The sequence below is a fragment of the Streptomyces sp. NPDC045470 genome (genome assembly GCF_040646595.1).
Taxonomy (GTDB): Bacteria; Actinomycetota; Actinomycetes; order Streptomycetales; family Streptomycetaceae; genus Streptomyces.
This window is the reverse complement of record NZ_JBEZAN010000004.1, coordinates 280,758-301,501: the sequence shown is the minus strand read 5'-3', so window position 1 is coordinate 301,501 and position 20,744 is coordinate 280,758. Positions and strand designations below refer to the sequence as shown.

The 20,744-nt window shown below is 72.5% G+C and carries 21 protein-coding genes; 10 read left to right on the top strand and 11 right to left on the bottom strand.

What is annotated here, in order from left to right; genetic code table 11:
* The first annotated feature begins 154 nt into the window (after nucleotides 1-154).
* Nucleotides 155-1,090, top strand: a complete 936-nt coding sequence (locus tag AB0A97_RS15710; RefSeq protein ID WP_361149403.1) for a hypothetical protein — start codon at nucleotides 155-157, stop codon at nucleotides 1,088-1,090.
* 31 nt (nucleotides 1,091-1,121) lie between these two features.
* Here AB0A97_RS15710 and AB0A97_RS15705 read toward each other — a convergent pair whose 3' ends face one another.
* Nucleotides 1,122-3,773 (bottom strand): PQQ-binding-like beta-propeller repeat protein, encoded by a 2,652-nt coding sequence (locus AB0A97_RS15705; RefSeq protein ID WP_361149401.1) that lies wholly within the window; start codon nucleotides 3,771-3,773, stop codon nucleotides 1,122-1,124.
* Between the two features lie 657 nt (nucleotides 3,774-4,430).
* Complete coding sequence (locus AB0A97_RS15700; RefSeq protein WP_361149399.1) at nucleotides 4,431-5,195, bottom strand: VOC family protein; 765 nt, start codon at nucleotides 5,193-5,195, stop codon at nucleotides 4,431-4,433.
* Between the two features lie 390 nt (nucleotides 5,196-5,585).
* Here AB0A97_RS15700 and AB0A97_RS15695 point away from each other — a divergent pair, with 390 nt between their 5' ends.
* The gene (locus tag AB0A97_RS15695) at nucleotides 5,586-6,233 is read left to right on the top strand and encodes a TetR family transcriptional regulator (protein WP_361149396.1); all 648 of its coding nucleotides are present in this window, start codon (nucleotides 5,586-5,588) and stop codon (nucleotides 6,231-6,233) included.
* Nucleotides 6,234-6,560: 327 nt separating this feature from the next.
* Here AB0A97_RS15695 and AB0A97_RS15690 read toward each other — a convergent pair whose 3' ends face one another.
* Nucleotides 6,561-7,070 (bottom strand): nitroreductase family deazaflavin-dependent oxidoreductase, encoded by a 510-nt coding sequence (locus AB0A97_RS15690; protein ID WP_361149393.1) that lies wholly within the window; start codon nucleotides 7,068-7,070, stop codon nucleotides 6,561-6,563.
* Nucleotides 7,067-8,326: an acyl-CoA dehydrogenase family protein gene (locus AB0A97_RS15685; protein ID WP_361149391.1), complete on the bottom strand. Its 1,260-nt coding sequence runs from the start codon at nucleotides 8,324-8,326 to the stop codon at nucleotides 7,067-7,069. Before AB0A97_RS15685 ends, AB0A97_RS15690 begins: the two co-directional genes overlap by 4 nt.
* A gap of 149 nt (nucleotides 8,327-8,475) precedes the next feature.
* Between AB0A97_RS15685 and AB0A97_RS15680 the strand changes: the two genes are divergently transcribed.
* Complete coding sequence (locus AB0A97_RS15680) at nucleotides 8,476-9,669, top strand: acetyl-CoA acetyltransferase (RefSeq protein ID WP_361149388.1); 1,194 nt, start codon at nucleotides 8,476-8,478, stop codon at nucleotides 9,667-9,669.
* Nucleotides 9,670-9,764: 95 nt separating this feature from the next.
* On the opposite strand, the gene AB0A97_RS15675 is transcribed toward AB0A97_RS15680, so the two are convergent.
* Both AB0A97_RS15675 and AB0A97_RS15670 read right to left on the bottom strand, forming a co-directional pair.
* The gene (locus AB0A97_RS15675) at nucleotides 9,765-10,481 is read right to left on the bottom strand and encodes a hypothetical protein (RefSeq protein ID WP_361149386.1); all 717 of its coding nucleotides are present in this window, start codon (nucleotides 10,479-10,481) and stop codon (nucleotides 9,765-9,767) included.
* An 88-nt stretch (nucleotides 10,482-10,569) separates the two neighbouring features.
* Complete coding sequence (locus tag AB0A97_RS15670) at nucleotides 10,570-11,367, bottom strand: alpha/beta hydrolase (RefSeq protein ID WP_361149383.1); 798 nt, start codon at nucleotides 11,365-11,367, stop codon at nucleotides 10,570-10,572.
* Between the two features lie 64 nt (nucleotides 11,368-11,431).
* On the opposite strand from AB0A97_RS15670, the gene AB0A97_RS15665 reads away from it, so the two are divergent.
* Nucleotides 11,432-12,412, top strand: a complete 981-nt coding sequence (locus tag AB0A97_RS15665; protein WP_361149380.1) for an ALF repeat-containing protein — start codon at nucleotides 11,432-11,434, stop codon at nucleotides 12,410-12,412.
* Nucleotides 12,413-12,526: 114 nt separating this feature from the next.
* On the opposite strand, the gene AB0A97_RS15660 is transcribed toward AB0A97_RS15665, so the two are convergent.
* Nucleotides 12,527-13,294 carry a VOC family protein gene (locus tag AB0A97_RS15660; RefSeq protein ID WP_361149377.1) on the bottom strand — a complete coding sequence of 256 codons (768 nt, stop codon included), beginning with the start codon at nucleotides 13,292-13,294 and terminating at the stop codon, nucleotides 12,527-12,529.
* A 251-nt stretch (nucleotides 13,295-13,545) separates the two neighbouring features.
* Here AB0A97_RS15660 and AB0A97_RS15655 point away from each other — a divergent pair, with 251 nt between their 5' ends.
* Nucleotides 13,546-14,202: a hypothetical protein gene (locus AB0A97_RS15655; protein ID WP_361149374.1), complete on the top strand. Its 657-nt coding sequence runs from the start codon at nucleotides 13,546-13,548 to the stop codon at nucleotides 14,200-14,202.
* Here the strand turns inward: AB0A97_RS15655 and AB0A97_RS15650 are convergent.
* Nucleotides 14,192-14,377: a DUF397 domain-containing protein gene (locus AB0A97_RS15650; RefSeq protein WP_361149371.1), complete on the bottom strand. Its 186-nt coding sequence runs from the start codon at nucleotides 14,375-14,377 to the stop codon at nucleotides 14,192-14,194. The genes AB0A97_RS15655 and AB0A97_RS15650 overlap by 11 nt on opposite strands.
* Nucleotides 14,374-15,186, bottom strand: coding sequence for a helix-turn-helix transcriptional regulator (locus AB0A97_RS15645; protein WP_361149369.1), 813 nt, complete (start codon nucleotides 15,184-15,186; stop codon nucleotides 14,374-14,376). Before AB0A97_RS15645 ends, AB0A97_RS15650 begins: the two co-directional genes overlap by 4 nt.
* 82 nt (nucleotides 15,187-15,268) lie before the next feature.
* On the opposite strand from AB0A97_RS15645, the gene AB0A97_RS15640 reads away from it, so the two are divergent.
* The 4 genes from AB0A97_RS15640 to AB0A97_RS15625 all read left to right on the top strand — a co-directional run bounded on the left by AB0A97_RS15640 (nucleotide 15,269) and on the right by AB0A97_RS15625 (nucleotide 18,510).
* The gene (locus AB0A97_RS15640; protein WP_361149366.1) at nucleotides 15,269-15,559 is read left to right on the top strand and encodes a hypothetical protein; all 291 of its coding nucleotides are present in this window, start codon (nucleotides 15,269-15,271) and stop codon (nucleotides 15,557-15,559) included.
* A gap of 78 nt (nucleotides 15,560-15,637) precedes the next feature.
* Nucleotides 15,638-16,945, top strand: coding sequence for an FAD-dependent monooxygenase (locus AB0A97_RS15635; protein WP_361149364.1), 1,308 nt, complete (start codon nucleotides 15,638-15,640; stop codon nucleotides 16,943-16,945).
* A 29-nt stretch (nucleotides 16,946-16,974) separates the two neighbouring features.
* Nucleotides 16,975-17,706 (top strand): trypsin-like serine protease, encoded by a 732-nt coding sequence (locus AB0A97_RS15630; protein ID WP_361149361.1) that lies wholly within the window; start codon nucleotides 16,975-16,977, stop codon nucleotides 17,704-17,706.
* A gap of 99 nt (nucleotides 17,707-17,805) precedes the next feature.
* Nucleotides 17,806-18,510, top strand: coding sequence for a pyridoxal 5'-phosphate synthase (locus AB0A97_RS15625; RefSeq protein WP_361150161.1), 705 nt, complete (start codon nucleotides 17,806-17,808; stop codon nucleotides 18,508-18,510).
* Here the strand turns inward: AB0A97_RS15625 and AB0A97_RS15620 are convergent.
* Nucleotides 18,507-19,061 (bottom strand): PH domain-containing protein, encoded by a 555-nt coding sequence (locus AB0A97_RS15620; RefSeq protein ID WP_361149360.1) that lies wholly within the window; start codon nucleotides 19,059-19,061, stop codon nucleotides 18,507-18,509. The genes AB0A97_RS15625 and AB0A97_RS15620 overlap by 4 nt on opposite strands.
* A gap of 134 nt (nucleotides 19,062-19,195) precedes the next feature.
* Here AB0A97_RS15620 and AB0A97_RS15615 point away from each other — a divergent pair, with 134 nt between their 5' ends.
* Entirely contained in the window at nucleotides 19,196-20,143 is a 948-nt protein-coding gene (locus AB0A97_RS15615) for a hypothetical protein (RefSeq protein ID WP_361149357.1), read from the top strand.
* Nucleotides 20,144-20,212: 69 nt separating this feature from the next.
* On the opposite strand, the gene AB0A97_RS15610 is transcribed toward AB0A97_RS15615, so the two are convergent.
* A complete protein-coding gene (locus tag AB0A97_RS15610; protein WP_361149354.1) occupies nucleotides 20,213-20,701 on the bottom strand; it encodes a GNAT family N-acetyltransferase in 489 nt (162 codons plus the stop codon).
* Nucleotides 20,702-20,744 lie beyond the last annotated feature (43 nt).

Genomic DNA, 20,744 nt, shown 5'->3' with positions numbered 1-20,744 from the left:
TGACGAGTGCACGGCAGACTAGCAACCTCTTTGCGTTACCCAAAATCTCTTCCTGACCAGGTAAAACGCGCAGGTCTGGCGCGCGCGTGCAGTCGGGCGTAGCGTCGATTACAGAGGGAAACGGGACGAATCAGCGACCTGAGAGGCGACGCCTGTGGTGCGCAACGTACTCGGATCCGTACTGGCCCTCGCCGGAGCGGCGGCCGCCGTCTGGAGCCCCTTCCGTGCCTGGTACGACGGCCGTCACGGACGCGAGATCCGTATCGAGGACCTGTTCCGGGGCATCACCGGGGACAAGGCGGACCTGTTCGGCTCGGTGTTCCTGCCGATGGCCTTCGCCGCGCTGGTGACCCTGCTGGGCATCGTGTTCCGCTCCCGCCTGCTCGTCGCGGTGGCGGGACTCGTCGTGCTCGGCTTCACCATCCTGTGGATGGTCCGCCAGGGGCAGCAGGCGGGCAGCCTCACCGTGGGCGAGAACGCCGGCCAAGGGGTGGGGCTGGGGGTGGCGTACGCCCTCGGAGGGGGCGCGCTGCTGTGGCTGGGAGCCCTGGTGATGAGCGGGCGCCGGGGCGTGCGCTCCCGGCGCCGGGAGGCCGGTTCCGCGGAGCGGGACAACCGGTACGGCGAGCCGACGCCCTACGGGGCCCCCGGGCCCGAGTGGGAGCCCGGCCCGATCCGGGGCGGCGACACCCCGCCGCAGGGCACCCCCGCGTACGGCGCGACACCGCCTCCGGCACCCCATCAGCAGCCGCCCGTACGGTGGCCGGGCGCCGGGCACCCGCCGCCCGCGTCGGGCCCGCCGGACCCGGACGACCAGCCCACCCGGGCGGTCCGGATGCCCCCGGCCTCGGACGATCCGGGACAGCCGCCGCCCCGGCCCGACGACGAGACGCGGCCCATCAGGACGACACCGCCCCCGGAACGGCCGGTACAGCCGGAACGGCCGGAGCATCCGGTACAGACGGAGCCCCCGGAGCGGCCGGTACAGCCGGAGCCCCCGGAGCGGCCGGTACAGCCGGAGCCCCCGGAGCGGCCGGTACAGCCGGAGCAGGAACGGCCCGGGCAGCCGCCCCGCGACAAGGACCGGTAGCCGCGCCCGCGCGAGGCCCGGCCGCCGCCCGTCACGACCGCCGCGCCAGCCCCGTCCCCTTCGCCGCGTCCAGCGCGTACACGCACCGGTCCTTGCTGCACGCGTAGACGACGCCCCCGGCGGCCACCGGCGTGCCGGTGATCTCGCCGCCGGTGGCCAGCTTCCAGCGCAGTTGTCCACCCGTCGCGTCGAGGGTGTACAGGCAGTGGTCGGCGGAGCCGAAGTGCACCCGGCCGTCCGCCACCACCGGCGCGCCGATCACCTCGCCGCCCGCCTGGAACCGCCAGCGGGGCGTGCCCGTGACGGCGTCGAGCGTGTAGAGCGCCTGGCCGCTGCCGAGGTGCACGGCACCGTCCGCGACCAGAACCGGTTCGGTGGACTGCCGGGCCTCGGTCGCGATGCGCCAGCGGTCCCGGCCGTCGGCCGCGTCCAGGGCGTAGACCGTGCCGAGGTAGTCGGCCAGGTACAGACCGCCGCCGGTGACCGCGGGCCCCGGCGCGAACGCGGGGCGGCTGAGGAACGCGGCGGGCGCCTCGAAGTGCCAGCGCACCTCGCCGCGCGCGAGGTCGATCGCCAGCACCCGCGTCCCGGCGGTGACGTACACGGCGCCGTCCGGCGCGGGCAGCAGCCGCACCGGGACGCCGCCGCAGGAGGCCGTGTCGCCGACCGGGTACGACCAGCGCTCGGCACCGGTACGGGCTTCCAGGGCCTTCAGCCGCCCGTCGGCCCACACGAGGACCGTGCCCTCGTGCAGGACCGGCCCCAGGTCGGCGGTCTCGAAGTCGGTCTGGACGCCGCCGGTCTCCCACAGCCGTTCGCCGGTGGCGGCTTCCCACGCCTGGACGCCGCCGCCGCGGGTGCCGGTGACGACGGTGCCCCGGTCGGCCGTGAGCGCGTAGATCCAGCCGTCGCTGCCCAGGCGCCACTGCTCGGTGCCGTCGGCGGCGTCGAGCGCGTACAGGCTCGGCCCGTCGGAGGCGTGGATACGGCCGTCCGCGACGGACATGCTCCAGGCCACGTCACGGGTCTTGAACTGGCGGCGGCCGCTGGCCACATCGAGGGCGTGCACCTCGAAGGAGGTGACGTACAGCAGGTCGCCGGCGACCGTGGGCGTGCCCCATACGTCGTTGGACATGCGGAAACGCCAGGGACGCCAGCGGGCGGGCGCGGCGCCTCCGGAGGCGCCGCCCGCACCGGTGACGGGCGCGCCGGAGCCGTGCCCCGCCGCGGCGCCCTGCTGCGGCAGGGGTGCGGCCGGGTCGCCTTCGTGGGGGCCGTGGCCGGGGCCGCCCGGCGCGCCCGCGGGCGGCCGGACCCAGTCCGTGGCGGGTGCCTGGGCGCGTGGCTGCGGCTGCCCGCCGTCCCCGGCGCGGGGGCCGGGGCCTATCGGTGCGGAGGTGCCCGCGAGGCGTACGGAGCCGTTCGGCACGTCGGCGTCCGGCAGCCGCGACGCGGCGGGCGGGGCGGACGAGAAGGGCGGGGCGGCGACCGGCGGTGCCGCGGCCACCGGACCGGCGGGCGCGGACTGCGGCGGCTGCGCGGCGCCGCGCGGGTCGGCGGCCCGGCGTGCGCCGGGGCCCACTCCGGCGGCTCCGGCCCAGCCGGGCTCCGCCCCGGGCGCCCCCATCGCGCCGCCGGCCTGCGCGGCCGCGGCCGCCGGGGCGTCGCGCGGGCGCGGTGGCGGCGGCTGGGCGGGCGGCGGCGAGTGCGGTACGGGCTGCCGCGCGGCGCGGGGCTGCCCGGTGCCGCCGCGCCCGGCGGCCGCCGACGCGGTCTGGCGTCCGCCGCGCCGCCCCTCGATGAGGGCGACGGCGCCGTCCGGCAGCCAGGCGGAGGCGGTGCCGCTGTCGTCGCTGCCGGAGCCGAACAGGTGCGGTGCGAGCTGGGACTGGAGGTCGGCGGGGGTGGGGCGGCCCGGCGCCTCCATCTGCATGCAGGACTCGATCAGCGGCCGCAGTTCGTCCGGCAGCCCGGCCAGGTCCGGGCCCTCGCGCAGCAGCATGAAGACCGTCTCGACCGGGTTGGCGCCGTGGAAGGGGGCGTGTCCGGTGGCGGCGAAGACCAGGGTGGAACCGAGCGAGAAGACGTCGCTGGCGCCGGTGACGCTGCGGGAGTCGCGGGCCTGCTCGGGCGACATGTACGCGGGCGTGCCGACGGCCACGTTCGTCATGGTCAGGCGGGTGTTGGAGACGCCGCTGGCGATACCGAAGTCGATGACGCGCGGGCCGTCCTCGACGACCAGCACGTTGGACGGCTTCAGGTCCCGGTGGACCAGGCCCGCGCCGTGGATGGACTGCAGCGCCTCGGCGATGCCGGCCGCGAGCCAGCGCACCGCCTGGGCCGGGAGCGGCCCGCACTCATTGACTATTTCCTCCAGGGAGGGCGCGGGCACGTAGGCGGTGGCCAGCCACGGCACCGCGGCCCGGGGGTCGGCGTCCACCACCGCGGCGGTGTAGAAGCCGCTGACCGCGCGGGCCGCCTCCACCTCGCGGGTGAAGCGGACCCGGAACAGCTGGTCCTCGGCGAGTTCCGTACGCACCGTCTTGATCGCCACCCGCCGCCCGGACGCCGAGCGCGCGAGGTAGACCAGCCCCATGCCGCCGGCCCCGAGACGGCCGAGCACCTCGAACGGGCCGATCCGCCGGGGATCGTGCTGCGTCAGCTGTGTCAGCTGCTCCACCACTTGCCTGCCACCTCCCCGTGGGGCGTTAAAGAGACTCTCAAAAGCCGGTGGCCGCCGAGAGCCACTGCCCCGTGCAGCGTCTCACCGCCTGGCCTGTTCGGCCGTACGCGTGCTGATTCTTCCTGGCCGGGCCCACGGTTGCGAACCCGGGGCCGCTCCCGTCGTGTCCCGGCGGGCTTCTGCGGTGCGCACCGGTACCGTCACATGCCGTGACGGATCCGTGCGGACGGATGTCCGTACGGACGGGCCCGGGCGCCGCCGCGGGCCGCCGACGAGCTGTCGAACACCGTACGACCGGATCGCGCCGGGGCGTGCCGTCGCCGCGCCGTCACACCGCCCGAAACTGCCGCCGGACCGGACCTGCGCCCGGGAACGACCGGGTACGTCGGGTAGATCGGTTACGTCCGCCGGACTCCGATATGTCCAGTCCTGCACCCCACCCCGCGAGCACCGGAAGCCGTCCGTCCGGCCTGCTGTCCGTACTGGTCATGTCGTCCCGTCCCCGTTCTCTCCCCGCGCGCGGCCGTACCCACTGTGCCGTACTCAAGGTCGTCGCGCCGCCCCCACAGGCCCCTCGCACAGGCCCGCTGCCGGGCCGCGCCGTCCGCGGCCCGACAGCGGGAGCTGCCCTCGTCCTCAATTGTGGTCGGTGAGCGCCTACTTCGGGGCCATGACGCCGAAGCCCGCCCCCTGGTTGTCGGTGAGCACCGCGAACGGCCCGCCCGGCGTGCCGACCGGTTCGACCGTGACCCGGCCGCCGAGCCGGGTGGTGGTCCGTACGGCGTCGTCCATTCCGGGGACGAGGAAGCAGACGGTGAAGTGCGGCGGCATCGTGGCGGGCGCGTGCTCGTCCATGAGGATCCGGCCGCCGACCTCGCGGCCCTGGCCGGGCAGCCGCCAGGGCCGGAAGCGCTCGTCCGCCGCCGGGCTGTCGGCCACGCTCTCGAAACCGAAGACCTCTTCGTAGAAGGCGTCGGCCCGCTCCGGGTCGCGGGTGCTCAGGCTCGTCCAGACGTACGCGCCGGACTCGCGCTGCACGCCGAAGCCCTGGTGGGTGCCGGCCTGCCAGATACTGAAGACCGCGCCGGTGGGGTCGGCGGCGACCAGCATGGTGCCCAAGTCACCGACGGGCGCGGCCTCCGTGACGATCCGGCCGCCCGCCCGCAGAATCAGCGCGCTGCTCCGGGCGGCGTCCGGGGTCGCGAAGTAGACGTTCCACGCGGTGGGCATCCGGCCGTCCCGCTTGGGCATCAGGCCGGCGGCCGCCCTGCCGTCCTTGTACGCCTCGGTGTAGCCGCCGGACTCGGGGGCGCCGCCGGAGAAGGTCCAGCCGAACAGCTCTCCGTAGAACCTCTTGCCCGCTTCCAGATCGGGCAGCATGACGTCGGCCCAGCACGGGGCGCCCGCCGCGAATGCAGTCATGGGGCCAAACTAGCCCTGGATCTTGCCGCGCGCCCGGAGAGTAATCGAACATTCTGCCAATTCTCTGCGATCACGCTCCTTACCGGACATTCCCCGTCGTCCGGCAATGAGCAGTTCCCCGTCCGCAATGATCTGTTCCGCGCCCGCAATGCCGTACGGCACGGTCGCGCACCCCCGCCGGAACCCGGTCCGCGCCGGTCCGGAAAAGTTGTCCACAGCCTGTTGACAATACGATTCACTTGTTCGGGCCAAGCCGCCCTCAGGGCCCGCTCCGGCCCGCCCCGGCCGCCCCGCGCACGGGGCCGGCCAGGACCGATACGACCGAACTCCCGCATCCCCATTTGCAGGCAGCCAAATCGCGCTCCGATCACCCCTCGGTAAGCTGACGGCATGACAGGACAAGTTCGGACCGTCGACGGCAGAGTCGCCGGGCGCCGTGGACAGGCGACCCGGCAGAAGCTGCTCGACTGCCTCAGCGACATGCTCAGTTCGTCCCCGTACAGAGACGTCAAGGTCATCGATGTGGCCCGCAAAGCGGGCACTTCGCCCGCGACGTTCTACCAGTACTTCCCCGATGTCGAGGGCGCGGTACTGGAAATCGCCGAGGAGATGGCCAAAGAGGGCGCGAGCCTGACCGACCTGGTGGCCGGGCGCTCCTGGGTGGGCCGGTCGGGCCGGCAGGCGGCCGAGGAACTCGTCGAGGGATTCCTCTCCTTCTGGCGGCGGAACGACGCGATCCTGCGCGTCGTCGACCTCGGTGCCGCCGAGGGCGACAAACGGTTCTACAAGATCCGCATGAAGATCCTCAATGCCGTCACCAACTCCCTTACCGACTCCATCAAGGAGCTCCAGGCCAAGGGCAAGGTGGACAAGGACGTCAGTGCGGCCGCGATGGCCGGTTCGCTCGTCGCCATGCTGGCGGCGGTCGCCGCTCATCAGAAGGGTTTCACGAGCTGGGGTGTCAAACAGCAGGAATTGAAGCCGAACCTGGCGCTTCTGGTGCACCTGGGCGTCACCGGGAAAAAGCCCACCAAATAACCCGGGTCGCATTCCACGGCACACGGCTCAGGCCACATTTCGCCCTCCTGTTTCACCCCACGCGGCACCCCGGTTCCGCGCCACGACACAGCTCGGGAATACCTCACGAAACAGCCCACGGAACGGTTCTCGTTCGCGCTCGTCCTGCCATAGCTGTACGTCACAGCGGGTGTTGTCCGCCCCTCGGGGCCGGCCGGCACCCGCTGTGCGCGTCTGCGGGCAGCATCAAGCCCCCGGACGCCCAGGGCCGTGACGCGCGGACGCCCGGAGCCCGTACGCCCGTGAGCCCGTGCACCCGTGCACCCGTGCACCCGTGAGCCCGTGCGCTCAGCGCGACTCCAGCCGGAAGAGCCGGATCTCCCGGCTGACCCGCGCCTGGTACGCGGCGTACGGCGGCCAGAACCCGACCACCGCCGCCCATGCCCGCGCCCGCTCCGTACCGGTCAGCAGCCGGGCCCGTACGGGGACGTCCCGGCCCCGCCAACTGATCTCGGCCTCCGGGTGCTTCAGCAGGTTGGCCGTCCAGGCCGGGTGCCCGGGGCGGCCGAAGTTGCTGCCGACCAGCAGCCACGTCCCGGCCTTCTCCGGCAGGCACGCCAGCGGCGTCCGCCGCGGCAGGCCGGTCCGGGCGCCCGTCGCCGTCAGCACCGCACCGGGCAGCATCCGCGCGCTCAGCAGCACCTTGCCCTTGGTGAGCCGGTGCACCGTACGGTCCAGGGCGGGGACGACGTACGGCGCCACCCGCGCGAAGCCACGCGTCGCGGACACCTTCTGCACCACCCGCCTGCCGGACGCCTTCACCCGGGCGGACGCTCCGGAGCCGCCGGGCGCCCTCACGCCGATACCTCCGCCCGCAGCTCGCCGCCCCCACCGTCCCCGAACACTCCCGCCGTCTCGGCGGCCTGCGCCCGCAGCCGGTGCACGGGCCCGAACAGCAGCTCGTCGCAGGCCGCGCGCTTGAAGAACAGGTGGGCGTCGTGCTCCCAGGTGAAGCCGATCCCGCCGTGCAACTGAATGGCCTCCCCGGCCACCGCGCGCAGCGTCTCCAGAGCGTGCGCGAGCGCAAGGCCGGGGGCACCGGGCTCGGCGCCCTCCGCCGGGCCGCCCACCGCCCACGCCGCGTAACAGACCGCGGACCGGGCGGCCTGCACCTGTACGTACAGGTCCGCCAGCCGGTGCTGGACGGCCTGGAAGGACCCGATGGGCCGGCCGAACTGTTCCCGCACCTTGACGTACTCGACGGTCCGCTCCAACGCCGCGCCCGCCGCCCCGACCGCCTCGGCGGCCAGCGCCGCCGCGACCCCGGCACCCGCCTGCGCGAGCGCGCGCCCCACCCGCCCATTCCCCCCGCCCGCGCCCTCCGCCCCCAGCAACGAGGCGGGTACATCGCGCAGTTGGACGACCCCCAGCGCCCGGGTCTCGTCCATCGCCGTCTGCCGCACCCGCGCCACACCGGGCGCGTCCCCCCGTACGACGAACAGCAGCGTCCGGCTGCGCGCATAGCCGCCCGCGTGCGCGGCCACCAGGAGCAGCCCCGCGCTGTGCCCGCCCAGCACCTGCGCGGCCTCCCCGTACAGCCGCCACTCCCCCGCCGTCCCGCGCCCCCCTCCCCCTCCGCACTCCCGCGCCTGGATGCCGCCGGCCCGGCCGCCCCCCGCCCAGTCCCCGCCGTTACGGGCGGTGAGCGCGAGGGCCGTGCCGAGCTGCCCGCCCGGTACGGCGAGCGCACCCGTCAGCTCTCCCGACGCGAGGGCGGGCAGCAGCTCCGCACGCTGCGCCTCCGTCCCCACCGCCAGCACCAGCGGCGCGACGAGGGCGGCGGTGGGCAGCAGCGGCGAGGGCAGCAGCACCCGCCCGGTCTCCTCGCAGGCCAGCACCAGCTCGGTGGGCCCGCAGCCGACGCCGCCGTACGCGGTGGGCAGTGCCAGTCCCGGCAGCCCCAGATGCTGCGCGAGCTGTCGCCACAGGTCGGGGTCGTACCCCTCGGGGGTGCGCACGGCGGCCCGCAGGTCGTCGGAGCCGCAGCGTTTCCGCAGCAGCTCCCGCAGCGTACGGCGGATCTCGTCCTGCTCATCGGTGAACGCGGCATCCATCGGCGGACTCCTCCCGGTCACGGCCGTACGACGACCTGACGGCCCGTCATGTTAGGTACCCCGAACCGCTTTTCCCAGCCTCACGCGCACTTCTCACCCCGCTGTCGCACCCTCCCGCCCCGCCCGCTATCTGATGTACCGTCACGTCCATGCCGCTACCGCCAGGGAGTACCGCCGCATTCCCCCGCAAGGTAGTCATCGCCGGTGTCGCCCTCTCCGACTGCGGACGCGTGGACGGACCCACCCCGTACGCCCTGCACGCCCAGGCCGCCCGCCGCGCGCTGGCCGACTCCGGCCTGGACCGCTCGCTCGTCGACGGCTTCGCCTCGGCCGGAGTCGGCACCCTCGCGCCGGTGGAGGTCGCCGAGTACCTGGGGCTGCGTCCCACCTGGACCGACTCCACGTCGGTGGGCGGCGCGACCTGGGAGGTGATGGCCGCGCACGCCGTGGACGCGATCGCGGCCGGGCAGGCGCGCGCGGTGCTGCTGGTGTACGGGTCCACGGCGCGCGCCGACCTCAAGGCCGGCCGCCGTACCGCCAGCCTCTCCTTCGGCGCCCGCGGCCCGCTCCAGTACGAGGTGCCGTACGGCCACACCCTCGTCGCCAAGTACGCCATGGCCGCGCGCCGCCACATGCACCAGTACGGCACGACCCTCGCCCAGCTCGCCGAGGTCGCCGTCCAGGCGCGGGCCAACGCGGCCACGAACCCGGACGCCATGTACCGGGACCCCATCACCGTCGACGACGTCCTGTCCGGCCCGCTGATCGCCGACCCCTTCACCAAGCTCCACTGCTGCATCCGCTCCGACGGGGGCTGCGCGGTCCTCCTGGCCGCCGAGGAGTACGTACGCGACCTGGCCCAACCGCCCGTCCACGTCCTGGGCGCGGGCACCGCCGTGTCGCACTCCGCGATGTCCGAATGGGAGGACTTCACCGTCTCCCCTGCCGCCGTCTCCGGCCGCCTCGCCTTCGAACGGGCCGGAGTGCGCCCGTCGGAGATCGACGTGGCCGAGATCTACGACGCCTTCACCTACATGACGCTGGTGACGCTGGAAGACCTCGGCTTCTGCGCCAAGGGCGAGGGCGGCGCGTTCGTGGAAAAGGGCCGGCTGCTGCGCGACGGCGCCCTCCCCGTCAACACCGACGGCGGCGGCCTGGCCGCCTGCCATCCCGGCATGCGCGGCCTGTTCCTGCTGGTCGAGGCGGTACGCCAGCTACGCGGCGAGGCGGGCGAGGGCCGCCAGGTACGACGGCCGGACGGCAGCCTCCCGGAACTGGCCGTGGCCTCGGGGACGGGCGGCTGGTTCTGCTCGTCGGGGACGGTGGTGCTGGGGCGGGGGTAGAGGACGGGGCAGAGGCCGTGAGCCACTACCCCTTCAACTACTCCCTCTCGCTCGACGCCGTGCCGCGTCCGTGAAGCGGCGGCCCGGCCCACCCCTTACCCGCCCTGCACCAGCGCCAACGTGTACTCCACGGCGCGCGAGTCCGTCGCCTCGAATCCCAGACGGCGCAGGGCCGCGTGGAGTTCCTCGTCGTCGGGTGCCGCGTTGACCTCGGCGGTACGGAGGCCGGGGTGGTCGGTGTCGAGCGCGTGGAGGGCCGCGGAGGTGAGGGCGGTGAGCGCGTCGGCGGTGCTGTCCTCTTCGCGGTTGTGGACCAGGCGGGCGCGGGCGTCGTCCAACTCGACGTCGTACCAGGCGTCGTCCGTACCGATACGGAACGCGACCCCCTCCTCCTCGGAGGGGAACTGCCGTACGGCCGCGTCCCGCACGGGGACACCGGCCGGCAGGCCGCGCCGCCACCACCGGTAGACCTCGCCGCTTTCGAGGGCACCCAGCTCCACCGCGGGCCTGCCGGGGCTCGTGTCCTCCTCCGTGATCCACCGCAGCGCCGTGCCGCCCGCCTTGCGGACCTCGTCGGTCGCCCCCTGCAACAGGGGCACCAGGATCGCGTCCTCGGCGCAGTCGAGGACGGCGACGAAGCGCAGGGCGGGGTCGTCGGCGCCCAGGTCCAGCAGCGCGACCGAGCCCTCGACGCCTCCGGCCCCGTCGACCACTCCCTGGGGGCGGGCGGCGAGTACGGCGACCGTGCGGTCTCCGCACCACAGCTCACCGGCGGCGTCCGGATCGGTTATGCATTCAACGAAGTTTGCCATTTCTTTACCTTATGGAGATTTCCTCCCCTCTGTCCACTATGGCCCCGCCCGTAACACCCTCGCACCCGCCCCCTCACCCGTTCCCCGCTCACCGAAGCGTGCCCAGGAACTCCCGTACCGCCCTGGCCAGCCCCTGCGGGTCCTCGGTCGGGATGAAGTGCCCGGCGTCCAGCTCGACCCGGCGGGTGCGCGGGCGACGCCCGGCCATCTCCCGGGCCAGCTCCGGCGTCAGCAAGAAGCTCGTACGGCCGTGCACGAGCAGGGCCGGACAGTCGCTGCCCAGCCAGACCGGCCAGTGGTCACCGCGCACGCCCAAGTCGGACGCGACGATGTCCTCCGGCACGAACGGCAGCCGCCAACTGCCGTCGTCCTGCTGCCGCAGCCATGGGGCGATCAGCGGCGCCGCCGCGCCGAGGCCGTCGAGCAGCGCCTCACGGGTCGGTGCCTGGCGCGGCCAGTCCAGGCAGAAGGCGATGCCGCTGGGGCCGGTGTCGGTGATCACGACCGGGTCGTCCACGTTGATCAGCGCACGGACCCGCTCGGGATGCCGGGCGGCGAGGTGGTACGCGTTCTTGCCGCCCATGGAGTGTCCGAGCACCACGGCGGACGACAGGCCGAGATGATCGAGGAGCGCGATCGCGTCGGCGACGTACGCCTCACGGGAAAGGTCCGGGGTACGGTCCGACTCGCCGTGGCCGCCCTGGTCGGGGGCGATCACCCGCCATTCCGGGGCGAGTTCGGCGGCGAGCCCGGCGAAACCGCGGCCTTCGGAGAAATGCCCGTGCAAGGCGAGGAGAGGTTTTCCGTCGGCGGGGCCGAAATCGAGATACGAGAGGCTACGGCCGCCCAGGAGCAGCCGACTGCGGTGTTCTTGCGAAGTCCCCATGCCCGGCACGCTAATCCCGGGCACCCCTTACCCTGTAAAGGTTATTTTTTGATCATTACTGGAAATGTTGGTGCAAGACATGAAGAAGCAGGCCCGTCTCACGGCCTTCCTGGCGGCTGCCGCCGTCGCGCCGGCCGTGCTGTTCGCCTCCCCGGCGCTCGCCGCCGAGGCACCGGCCACCGCCAACTCGGCGCCGGACCAGGGCGCGCAGACGGAGCCGGACGCGTCCGCGAAGAAGCCGGCTGACACGTCGAGCATGAAGGAGGACCTGCTCACGGTCGCGCGGATGCTGGACGGGAACCCCGGCCGCGCGCTGGCCCGGGAGGCCAGGAAGGCGCTCATGGGTCCGCGCGAGGGCCTGCGCCAGTTCCTGGAGACAGGGCAGTACGAGGCCCGCGACGAGGACAACAGGGTGGCGATCCTGCGGAGCATCGCGGGCAAGAGCACCGACTCCAGCGTCTACAAAGCAGCCGCCAAGGCTCTTGAGGGGACCCCGCAGGACCGGGTGCGCTTCCTGAAGGAGGGCCTGGCCCTGGCCACCGAAGCGGACAACAGGGTGCGCGCGGTGCAGATTTCCAGCATCGGCGGCCCCGCCGTCAGAGCCGCCGCCGACGAGGCGCTGTGGGCCGGGCCCGAGGCCCTTCAGCACTTCCTCGACGTAGGCCAGTACGAGGCCCGCGCCAAGGACGAGGCCGCCGCGAAGAAGGCGGAAGAGGAGAAGGCCGCCAAGGACAAGGCGGCGAAGGAGAAGGCAGCAAAGGACAAGGCTGCCGAGGACGAGGCCGCCAAGGGCGGCGGCAAGAACGTCACGCCCGCCGTCGACTCCAAGCCCGCGGGCGGCCACGGCACCACCGGCTCCGGCACGGCCTCCGGCACCGCCGTCACGTCCACCGGCAGCGACAGCAGCACCAGTGGCAGCAGCCTGGCCGCGACCGGCGTCAGCCCGGTCACCCCGTGGGCCGCGGGCGGCGCCGCCGTCGCCGTCGCCGCGGGCGCGGGCCTGATGGTCGCGGGCCGCCGCCGCACCGCCGCCGAGCGCGGCTGACCTTCGACGGAAGCAGGCGCCCCCGGCGGCCGGTCCCCCGTGGCCGGCCGCCGGGCGCGCGATTGCGCGGGCTGTACGGGGCTGCTCAAAGCTGTGTGGACTGCGGCGGCAGCCTCACGCCGTCGGACGCGCGCCGATCACGAATTCCGTACCGAACGGGTCCGTCACCCGCGCCTGCCGTACGTACACCGTGTCCTCCGGCTCGGTCGCCGTCCCGCCGGCCGCGGCCGCCCGCGCCACCGCCGCGTCCGTGTCCGCCACCTCGAAGCACGTCCCCCAGCTCGCGGCCCCGGCGGACGCGTCGCCCATGATCCCGCCGATCTCGTGCCCGTCCGGGCGGCGCAGGAACGTGAAGTCGACGCCCGGCATGTCCGGGTTGCCGTCCAGCGTGTAGGCGAAGACCGCCGCGTAGAAGTCGCGGGCCCGGGCGGCGTGGGCGGGCGGCGCCACCAGGTCGTTGCGTACGAGGGAGTTGGGCTCGTTGACGATCTCGCAGCCGACGTGGGTACGCCCCTGCCAGAGCCCGAACTGGGCCCCCACGGTGTCCTCGGCGATCGCGGCCCGTCCGTAGTCCCGGATCTCCACCGGGCCCCACAGCACCCGGCCGCCCGCGTCGGCGATCCGCTTGGCCGTGCCGTCGCAGTCGTCCACCGCCATGTACATCGTCCACCCGCCGCCCGCCGCGTCGGGCCGTTCCATCAGGCCCGCGGCGCGCTGCCCGCCGACGAGGGCGACGGCGTACCGCCCGCCCTCCATGGTTTCCGTCTCGTACGTCCAGCCGAACAGCGCCCCGTAGAAGTCCATGGCACGGTCGAGGTCGGGAACGGCCAGCTCCATCCAGGTGGGCGTTCCGTCGGGCTGATTGCCGGTGACACGGCTCATGACGTGCTCCTCACGGTACGGGGCGGCCGGGTGGCCGCGCTGGCCGACGAGAACGACGCTAGGCGCCATGGCGGACAGGGAGTGTCCTACATCCGGGGGACATTTCCAGGCCCGTAACACCACCGCACTTCCGTCTACGGCGTGCCGTTACGCCGCCGCCGAATTGCCGCAACAAAGGGCAGACAACATCATGTGCGGTGTGGCCCCCGCCCGCCGTCTCCCTTCAGGCCCCGACCGGAAATGACGTACCGATGCTCCGTTCCCTGCCGGCCGTGGCGCTCGCCCTGACCGCCACGTGCGCGCTGGTCAGCGGGTGCGACGGGACGGGCGAGCCGAAGAGTGCGGGGCGTACGGCGGGGGCATCGGCGCCTGCCCTGCTGTGGCCCGGCCGTACGCCCGCGCCGGAGCAGACGTACGAGCCGAACTCCGCCGAGCGCCCGACGCCGCTGCGGTCGGCGCCGCGCGTCCCGTCCGGTGACATGCACCGGGTCTCGGCGCTGGCCGTCGCGCAGGCCAAGGTCGCGTCCATGACCGGCGCGCTGGACGAGGACGGCACCCACAGGAAGATCGGGGAGTGCCGGGCCGCCGGGCAGAAGGGGTGCCCCGTACTGGCGCCGCAGTACCGGGACCTGAACGGGGACGGCAAGGACGAGCTGCTGCTCGGCATCGAGTCCGGGAAAACGTTTCTGTTCCTGTGGGGGTTCACCGCGAAGGACGGGGTGGTCACCCAGATCATGGACGCCGGAGTGACACCCCTGTCCGTCGAACTCTCAGGCCAGGACGTGATCGTCCGCGAACCGGCCGGCAAGGGCGGCTACAGCCTCCGGCGGGTCTACTCCTGGGACGACCACCTGCAAGCCATGAACGAACGCGTCATCGAGTACGACGCGTCCCGCGCTACGAGATGAGGCGGAGGAAGTCGGCCCAGGAGGTGGGGGGTACGGAGAGGGCGGGGCCGGTCTTGTTCTTGGAGTCGCGTATGTGGATGGTGGTGGGGGTGGTGGCGATCTCGACACAGTTGGTGTCGGCGGATTGTTCGCTGCTGTAGCTGGACTTCCGCCAGACCAGTGCGACGTTCATCATTCACCTGCCAGTCTCTCGATCAGGTCCAGGGACTTCGCCGGGGAGAGTGCCTGAGCACGAATGGCACCGTACTGCTCAACGTACTGAACGGACTCGACCGGCCTGGTGAGCAACTTACCCTTCCCTTCCACGTCGAAGTAGACGCTCCTCCGCCCGTCGGGGGAGGACAGCAACTGCAGTGAACCTTCGAGTCCAGAGTGCGTCTCCACGTTCGTGGGCATCACTTGTAGCGTGACGTGACTCAGGGCGCGGACGGTCTCCAGGACGTGGAGCAAAGCCCCTTTGAGGACTTGCTTCCCCCCGAGCGGCCGCTCCAACGCCGACTGCTCCACTACGAAACTCACGGTTGGGGCAGGGTTTCGGAGAAGCACGGGCTGCCTTTCCAGCCGCCTGCGCATCAAGCGTTCGACCTCATCAGCGCTGAAGGCCGGAACCCGCGACCTGAACAGCGCACGCATGTAATCAGGAGCCTGAAGCAGCCCAGGCAGCACCGTGTCCACGTATCCGCTGAGGCTCAGCGCCTCAGCTTCCAACAGCCGCCACTCCAGATACTGTGCACGGCTGGATTCCTGCTCCATCAGCTTCACGCACGTCTCCAACACTCCGCCGGCCGCCATGTGTCGGTCTGCATCGATCAGGAACCCGGCGCTCGGGATGCGCTCCCCTCGCTCGTACGCCCCCTCCAGCGACTCGGAGACATGCGTCTCGTAGGCCAGCCGCTTCTGCGTCATGCCTGTGCGCTGACGGAAATGCTTGATGAGCCCTCCGACGTGCTCCCGCGCCGGTGACGGCTCCATCCAAACGGCCACGATGACCAACTCCTCCCTACAACCCGCCTTGTGGACGCTTTCTCTCTGGTGACGCTACGCACACATGCCGACCATTGAAGCCATGACGACCGAAAACCACCCCCGAGAGCCACGCCTCCTCCCCTGGGCCGGTCAGGACGGCAAGCCCTGCTACGTGATCAGCGAAGGACGCGGCCCCGTGACCGACCTGGCCGACGGGCTGGAGGAGATGCAACTCTCCATGGCGGTGCAGCTCTTGGACCATTCGCGCGCGGCCCTGAACAGGGAGCAGCCGCCCGAGCGCACGGAACTGCTGTTCATCACCAACCGCCTCACCGAATCGCTCAGCGACGCCGTGCGCGTGGCGGACAGCCGGGGCCGCCGCCTGCCTTGAACATGTCACGCACCGTGAGCAGCGGGAACCTACACAAGCGTCATAGACAAGCGTATAAGACGCTCGTATAGTCGCTGCGTGACCTCGACATCCCGTCCCCACGCCCTCATCTCCGGCGCCGGCATCGGCGGCCCCGCCCTCGCCTACTGGCTGCACCGCTACGGCTACGCCGTAACCGTCGTGGAGCGCGCGCCAGTACTCCGGACCGGCGGCTACAAGGTCGACCTGCGCGGCGTCGCGATCGAGGTCGCGGACCGGATGGGCGTACTGCCGGAGATCCGGCGCGCCAGTACGGACATGCGCACCGGCGCGTACGTGAACGACGACGGGCGGCGGGTGGCCACGCTGCCCGCCGACATCTTCGGCGCCCGGGTGGACGGCGACGACGAGATCATGCGCGGCGACCTGACCCGTATCCTCCACGCCCGCACGCGCGACGACGTGGAGTATGTCTTCGGCGACTCGATCAGCTCGCTCACGGACGACGGCACGGGTGTGAACGTCACCTTCGAACGCGGGACGCCGCGCCGTTTCGACCTGGTCGTCGGCGCGGACGGCCTGCACTCCACCGTCCGCCGCCTGGCCTTCGGCGACGAGTCGCGCTACCTGAGGCGCATCGGCGCGTACATAGCGGCCTTCAGCATTCCGGACGGGTTGGCGGCACCCGGCGAGGAGTTGTACCACCTCACGCCCGGCCGCCTCATCTGCACGTACAGCGCGTCCGGTGAACATGGCGCCAACGGCGCCAAGGCGTGGCTCTGCTTCCGTTCGCCCCGGCTGGACTACGACCCCCGCGACGCGGACGGCCAACGCGCGCTGCTGGCAACCGCCTTCGAAGGCGTCGGCTGGCAGGTGCCGCGCCTCCTCGAAGCCTCCCGCGCCGCCACCGACTTCTATTTCGACGGGCTCGACCTGATCGAAATGGACCGCTGGTCGCGCGGGCGCGTGGTGCTGCTGGGCGACGCCGCGCACTGCGCGTCACCCGCGTCGGGGCAGGGGACGGGGATGGCGCTGGTCGGCGCGTACGTACTGGCCGGGGAACTCGCGGCGGCGGGCGGCGACCCCCGTACGGGCTTCGCGCGCTACGAGGGGGAGATGCGCCCGTACGTCACGGCGAACCAGCGGATGGCGGAGAAGTTCGTACCGCAGATGACGCCCACCTCCCGGGCCGCCATCCGGTTCCGGCACGTGATGCTGCGGATGCTGTCCCACCTGCCGTGGAAGAACTACGTGGCGAAGAAGCTCGCCGAGGACGTACAGCGCTGCGCCCACGCGATCACCCTCAAGCCGTACGGCACCCACCGCCCGGCCCCAGCACCGGCCCCGGCTCTCACATCGGCGCAAGCCGGAACCTTTTGCCCCGGCGGGTCATCTCTTCACCCGTAAGGGCCCGGTCAGGTGGAGGAGTTGTTCGGATGGTGCGTCGAGTTCGTGTGCTGCTGTTGACGGCCGCACTGCTGCTGACAGGTTCGGTGATCTGGTCCGCACCGGCCTCCGCCGTCATCGGCGGGGCGAAGAGCACCTACGGCCCATGGGCGGTACGCATGCTCATCGACGGCCAGCCCACCTGTACGGGGACGGCGGTCGCCCCCCAGTGGATACTCACCGCCTCGCACTGCTTCTACGAGCAGGCGCAGCCGGTCGCCGACAAGCGGATCTCCTTCCGGGTCGGCAACCTCGACATGCGCAAGGGCACCACGGTCCGGCCGCTGCCCGGCAAGCGGGTGGGCAGCACCGCCGACATGATGCTCGTCAAGGTCCCGAAGATGAACATCCCCACGGCGCGCCTGGCCACGACCGGCGTCCGCGTCGGCCAGACCGTGCGGCAGTACGGGTGGGGCGCCACCTGCACCGACGACGAGAACGCCTGCCAGTCCCCCGTGCTCAAGCAGTCGGACCTTCGGATCGTGCGACCGGACGACCGCCGCTGCAAGGGCTACACGGCACCGGGCGGCCCCGACTTCTGCATGGAGAAGGTGACCGGGATTCCGGCCGGCGGCGACTCCGGCGGTCCGGTCATGAGCATCGGGGCGCAGGGCAGCGAAACGCTCCTCGGCGTCTTCAACGGCTCGGACCGGGAGACGGTCGCCCAGGCCGGAGAGGTCTCCCAGCAACTCGCCTGGATCCGCTCGGTCATCCGCCGCTAGGGCGACTCGCGACAGGCACTGCCTGGTCCGCCGCCCGCAGACCGGCGGACTAGGCTGCCAGCCATGGTCGAACACCCGGCAGAGAACGCGCCCCCGCACATGGACACGGGTACGGGTACGGGCGCGGGCCCGGACTCCGACGAGCGCTTCCACGCCCTCCTCCGCTCCCTCCGCGTCTGGGACTGCGAGCTGCCCGGCATCGACCCCGACCCGGCGCACGCCCCGGCCGACCCGCTGCCGTTCTTCCGGCAGTGGCTGCGGGAGGCCGCGGAGGCGGGCGTGCCCGAGCCGCACACCATGACGCTCGCGACGGCGGACGCGTCCGGCGATCCGAACGTCCGCACCCTGATGCTGCACGACGCCGACGAGCGCGGCTGGCACTTCGCCACCCACCGCGGCAGCCGCAAGGGCCGCGAACTCGCCGACCGCCCGCGCGCCGCCCTCGGCTTCTACTGGGCGGGCCTCGGCCGCCAGGTCCGCGTACGGGGCCGGGTCACCGAGGCGGGTCCGGAGGAGAGCGCGGCCGACCTCCACCGCCGCTCGACGGGCGCGCTGGCCGCCGCCCTCGTCGGCCACCAGAGTGAAGTCCTCGCCTCGTACGCCGAACTGGAACGTGCCTCGGAGGCCGCCTGGGCCCGCGCCCAGGCGGAGCCGACCGCCCCTGTACCGAGCTGGACCCTGTACGTCCTGCGCCCCGACGAGGTGGAGTTCTTCCAGGGCGACGCCCGCCGACGGCACGTACGTGTCGACTACCGCCGTGCGGACGAGAACGGGGCCTGGACCCGCGAACTCCTCTGGCCCTAGGCCGGGCCGGAACCTTTCTGGCCGTAGACCGGGCCGACGCCCTCCCGCGCCGGTACCGTCGCGGCCTTCCAGCGGCGGATGACCTCCCCCTTGGCGGCCTCCATGGCCGAGTCGAACTCCTCCTTGACCGGGGCGGGCAGGAAAATCCTTTCGCCGTTCACCAGGTCCAGCCGTATGCGGTGGTGAGGCGTGCCCTTACGGCCGTAGAGGGACGTGCCCTCGTGGCGGTCGACGCCGACGCCCGCGACGTCACGCCAGGCGATGCGTCGCCGCCGCAGCGGAGACCTGACCCGTATGCCTTCGTCGCCGACGTACGTACGGCTGGCGGTGCAGTAGTACAGGACGAGGGAAAGCGGCACGAACACTCCGAGCGCGACGGTCAGCTCGCGCAGGTCACTGCCGCGCGGCTCCGCGTAGAAGCGGCGCCCGAACTCCTGCCACCCCATGCCGAAGGTGACCACGCACAGCGGGACGACCCCGCCGACGAAGGCGAAGGCCAGGGCGATCCACTGCCACCAGCGGGACGCGGGTCGGTACTCGATCGTTTCCACCCATTCACCCTACGTCCCGCCCATACCCGGCCCTCCCTACGGCATTCGGGCCAACCAGGACGGCGCCGCGCGCGCCCCGCCGTTACGGTGCCGGGAGATACAGCGGTCCCGTCCGAGGTGAGGGAGAACTGCCGATGCGCCGTACGACCGGGAGCCCGGTGCGGCGCGGGCTGCTGCCCCTGTTGGTGCTCGCCACCCTGGCCGGGGCGACGGTACCGGCACCGGCACAGGGGCAGGCGGCGGCGCACGGGAAGACGATCGTGCTGCCGGGCGCCACCTCGGCGGAGGGCATCGCCGCCGGGCGCGGTTCCACCTTCTACGCGGGCGACTACTTCGGTGGCGACATCTACCGCGGCGACATCGAGGCGGGTACCGCCGCCCGCTTCATCGACGCGCCGCGCGGCCGTCACGCCCTCGGCATGAAGGCACACCCCCGACACGACCTGCTGTTCGTCGGCGGCGGCCGGACCGGGCGGGCGTACGTCTACGACACCGGGACGGGGCGCACGGTGGCGAGCTACCGGTTCGGCCCCGCGGGCACGACGTTCGTCAACGACGTGGTCCTGACCCGCTACGGCGCCTGGTTCACCGACTCCTCCCGGCCCCGGCTCTACTTCGTACCCGTCGACCGGCGCGGGCGGCTCGGCCACCACACCGCCCTCCGCGTCAGCGGCCCGGCCGCCGTCCTCGCCGGCCGGTTCAACCTCAACGGCATCCAGGCCACGCCCGACGGGCGGACGCTGATCGTCGCGCACTCCTCCAAGGGCGCCCTCTTCACCGTCGATCCCGCGAGCGGGCGCAGTACGGCCGTCTCCGGGGTGTCCGTACCGGGGGTCGACGGCATCGTGCTGCACGGACGCACGGTGTGGGCCGTCCAGGGCTTCCTCGGCCAGGTGCGGCGGGTCACGCTCAACGGGCCTTTGAACAGCGGGAAGGCGAAAAAGACGATCAGGTCGGGGCTGTTCCGGACCCCGTCGACGGCGGCGCGTTTCGGAAGCACGCTCGCCCTGGTCAACGCCAAGCTCCACACGGGCATCCCGCCCACGGCGAAGCAGTACGAAGTCATCACTGCGGACGGCTGACGGCCCGCGCCGCACGGTTCGGCGGTCGTGGGTCGCGGGTCACGGCCGTGTGCCGTGTGCCGTGTGCCGTCAGAAGCGCCGATACATGATGTGCAGCCCGACGTAGCCCTCGGTGGGGTGCAGGAAACCCTCGGGAAGGGTCGTCATGATCTCGAAGCCGAGGGACCTCCAGAGGGCGACGGCATGGGTGTTGGTCTCGACCACCGCGTTGAACTGCATGGCCCGGAAGCCGCTCGTACGGGCCCAGCCGACGGCGTACTCGCCGAGCGCGCGGCCCACTCCGCGGCCGCCGTGGGCCGGATCGACCATGAAGGACGCGCTCGCGATGTGGGCGCCGCCGCCCATGTGGTTGGCGTTCATCTTGGCCGTGCCGAGGACCGTACCGCCGTCGTCCACGGCGACGACCGTGCGACTCGGCGGATCGAGCATCCACATCGCACGGCTGGTCGCCTCGTCCGTGTCGCGGTCGTAGGTGTACGTTTCGCCGGCCGCGACGATGGCACGGAAGAACGGCCAGATCGCGGGCCAGTCGGCCGCGTTCGCTTCTCGGATCAGCACGCGCGCCAGCATGCCGGGGGCGGACGCTGGGAGCCAGCGATTT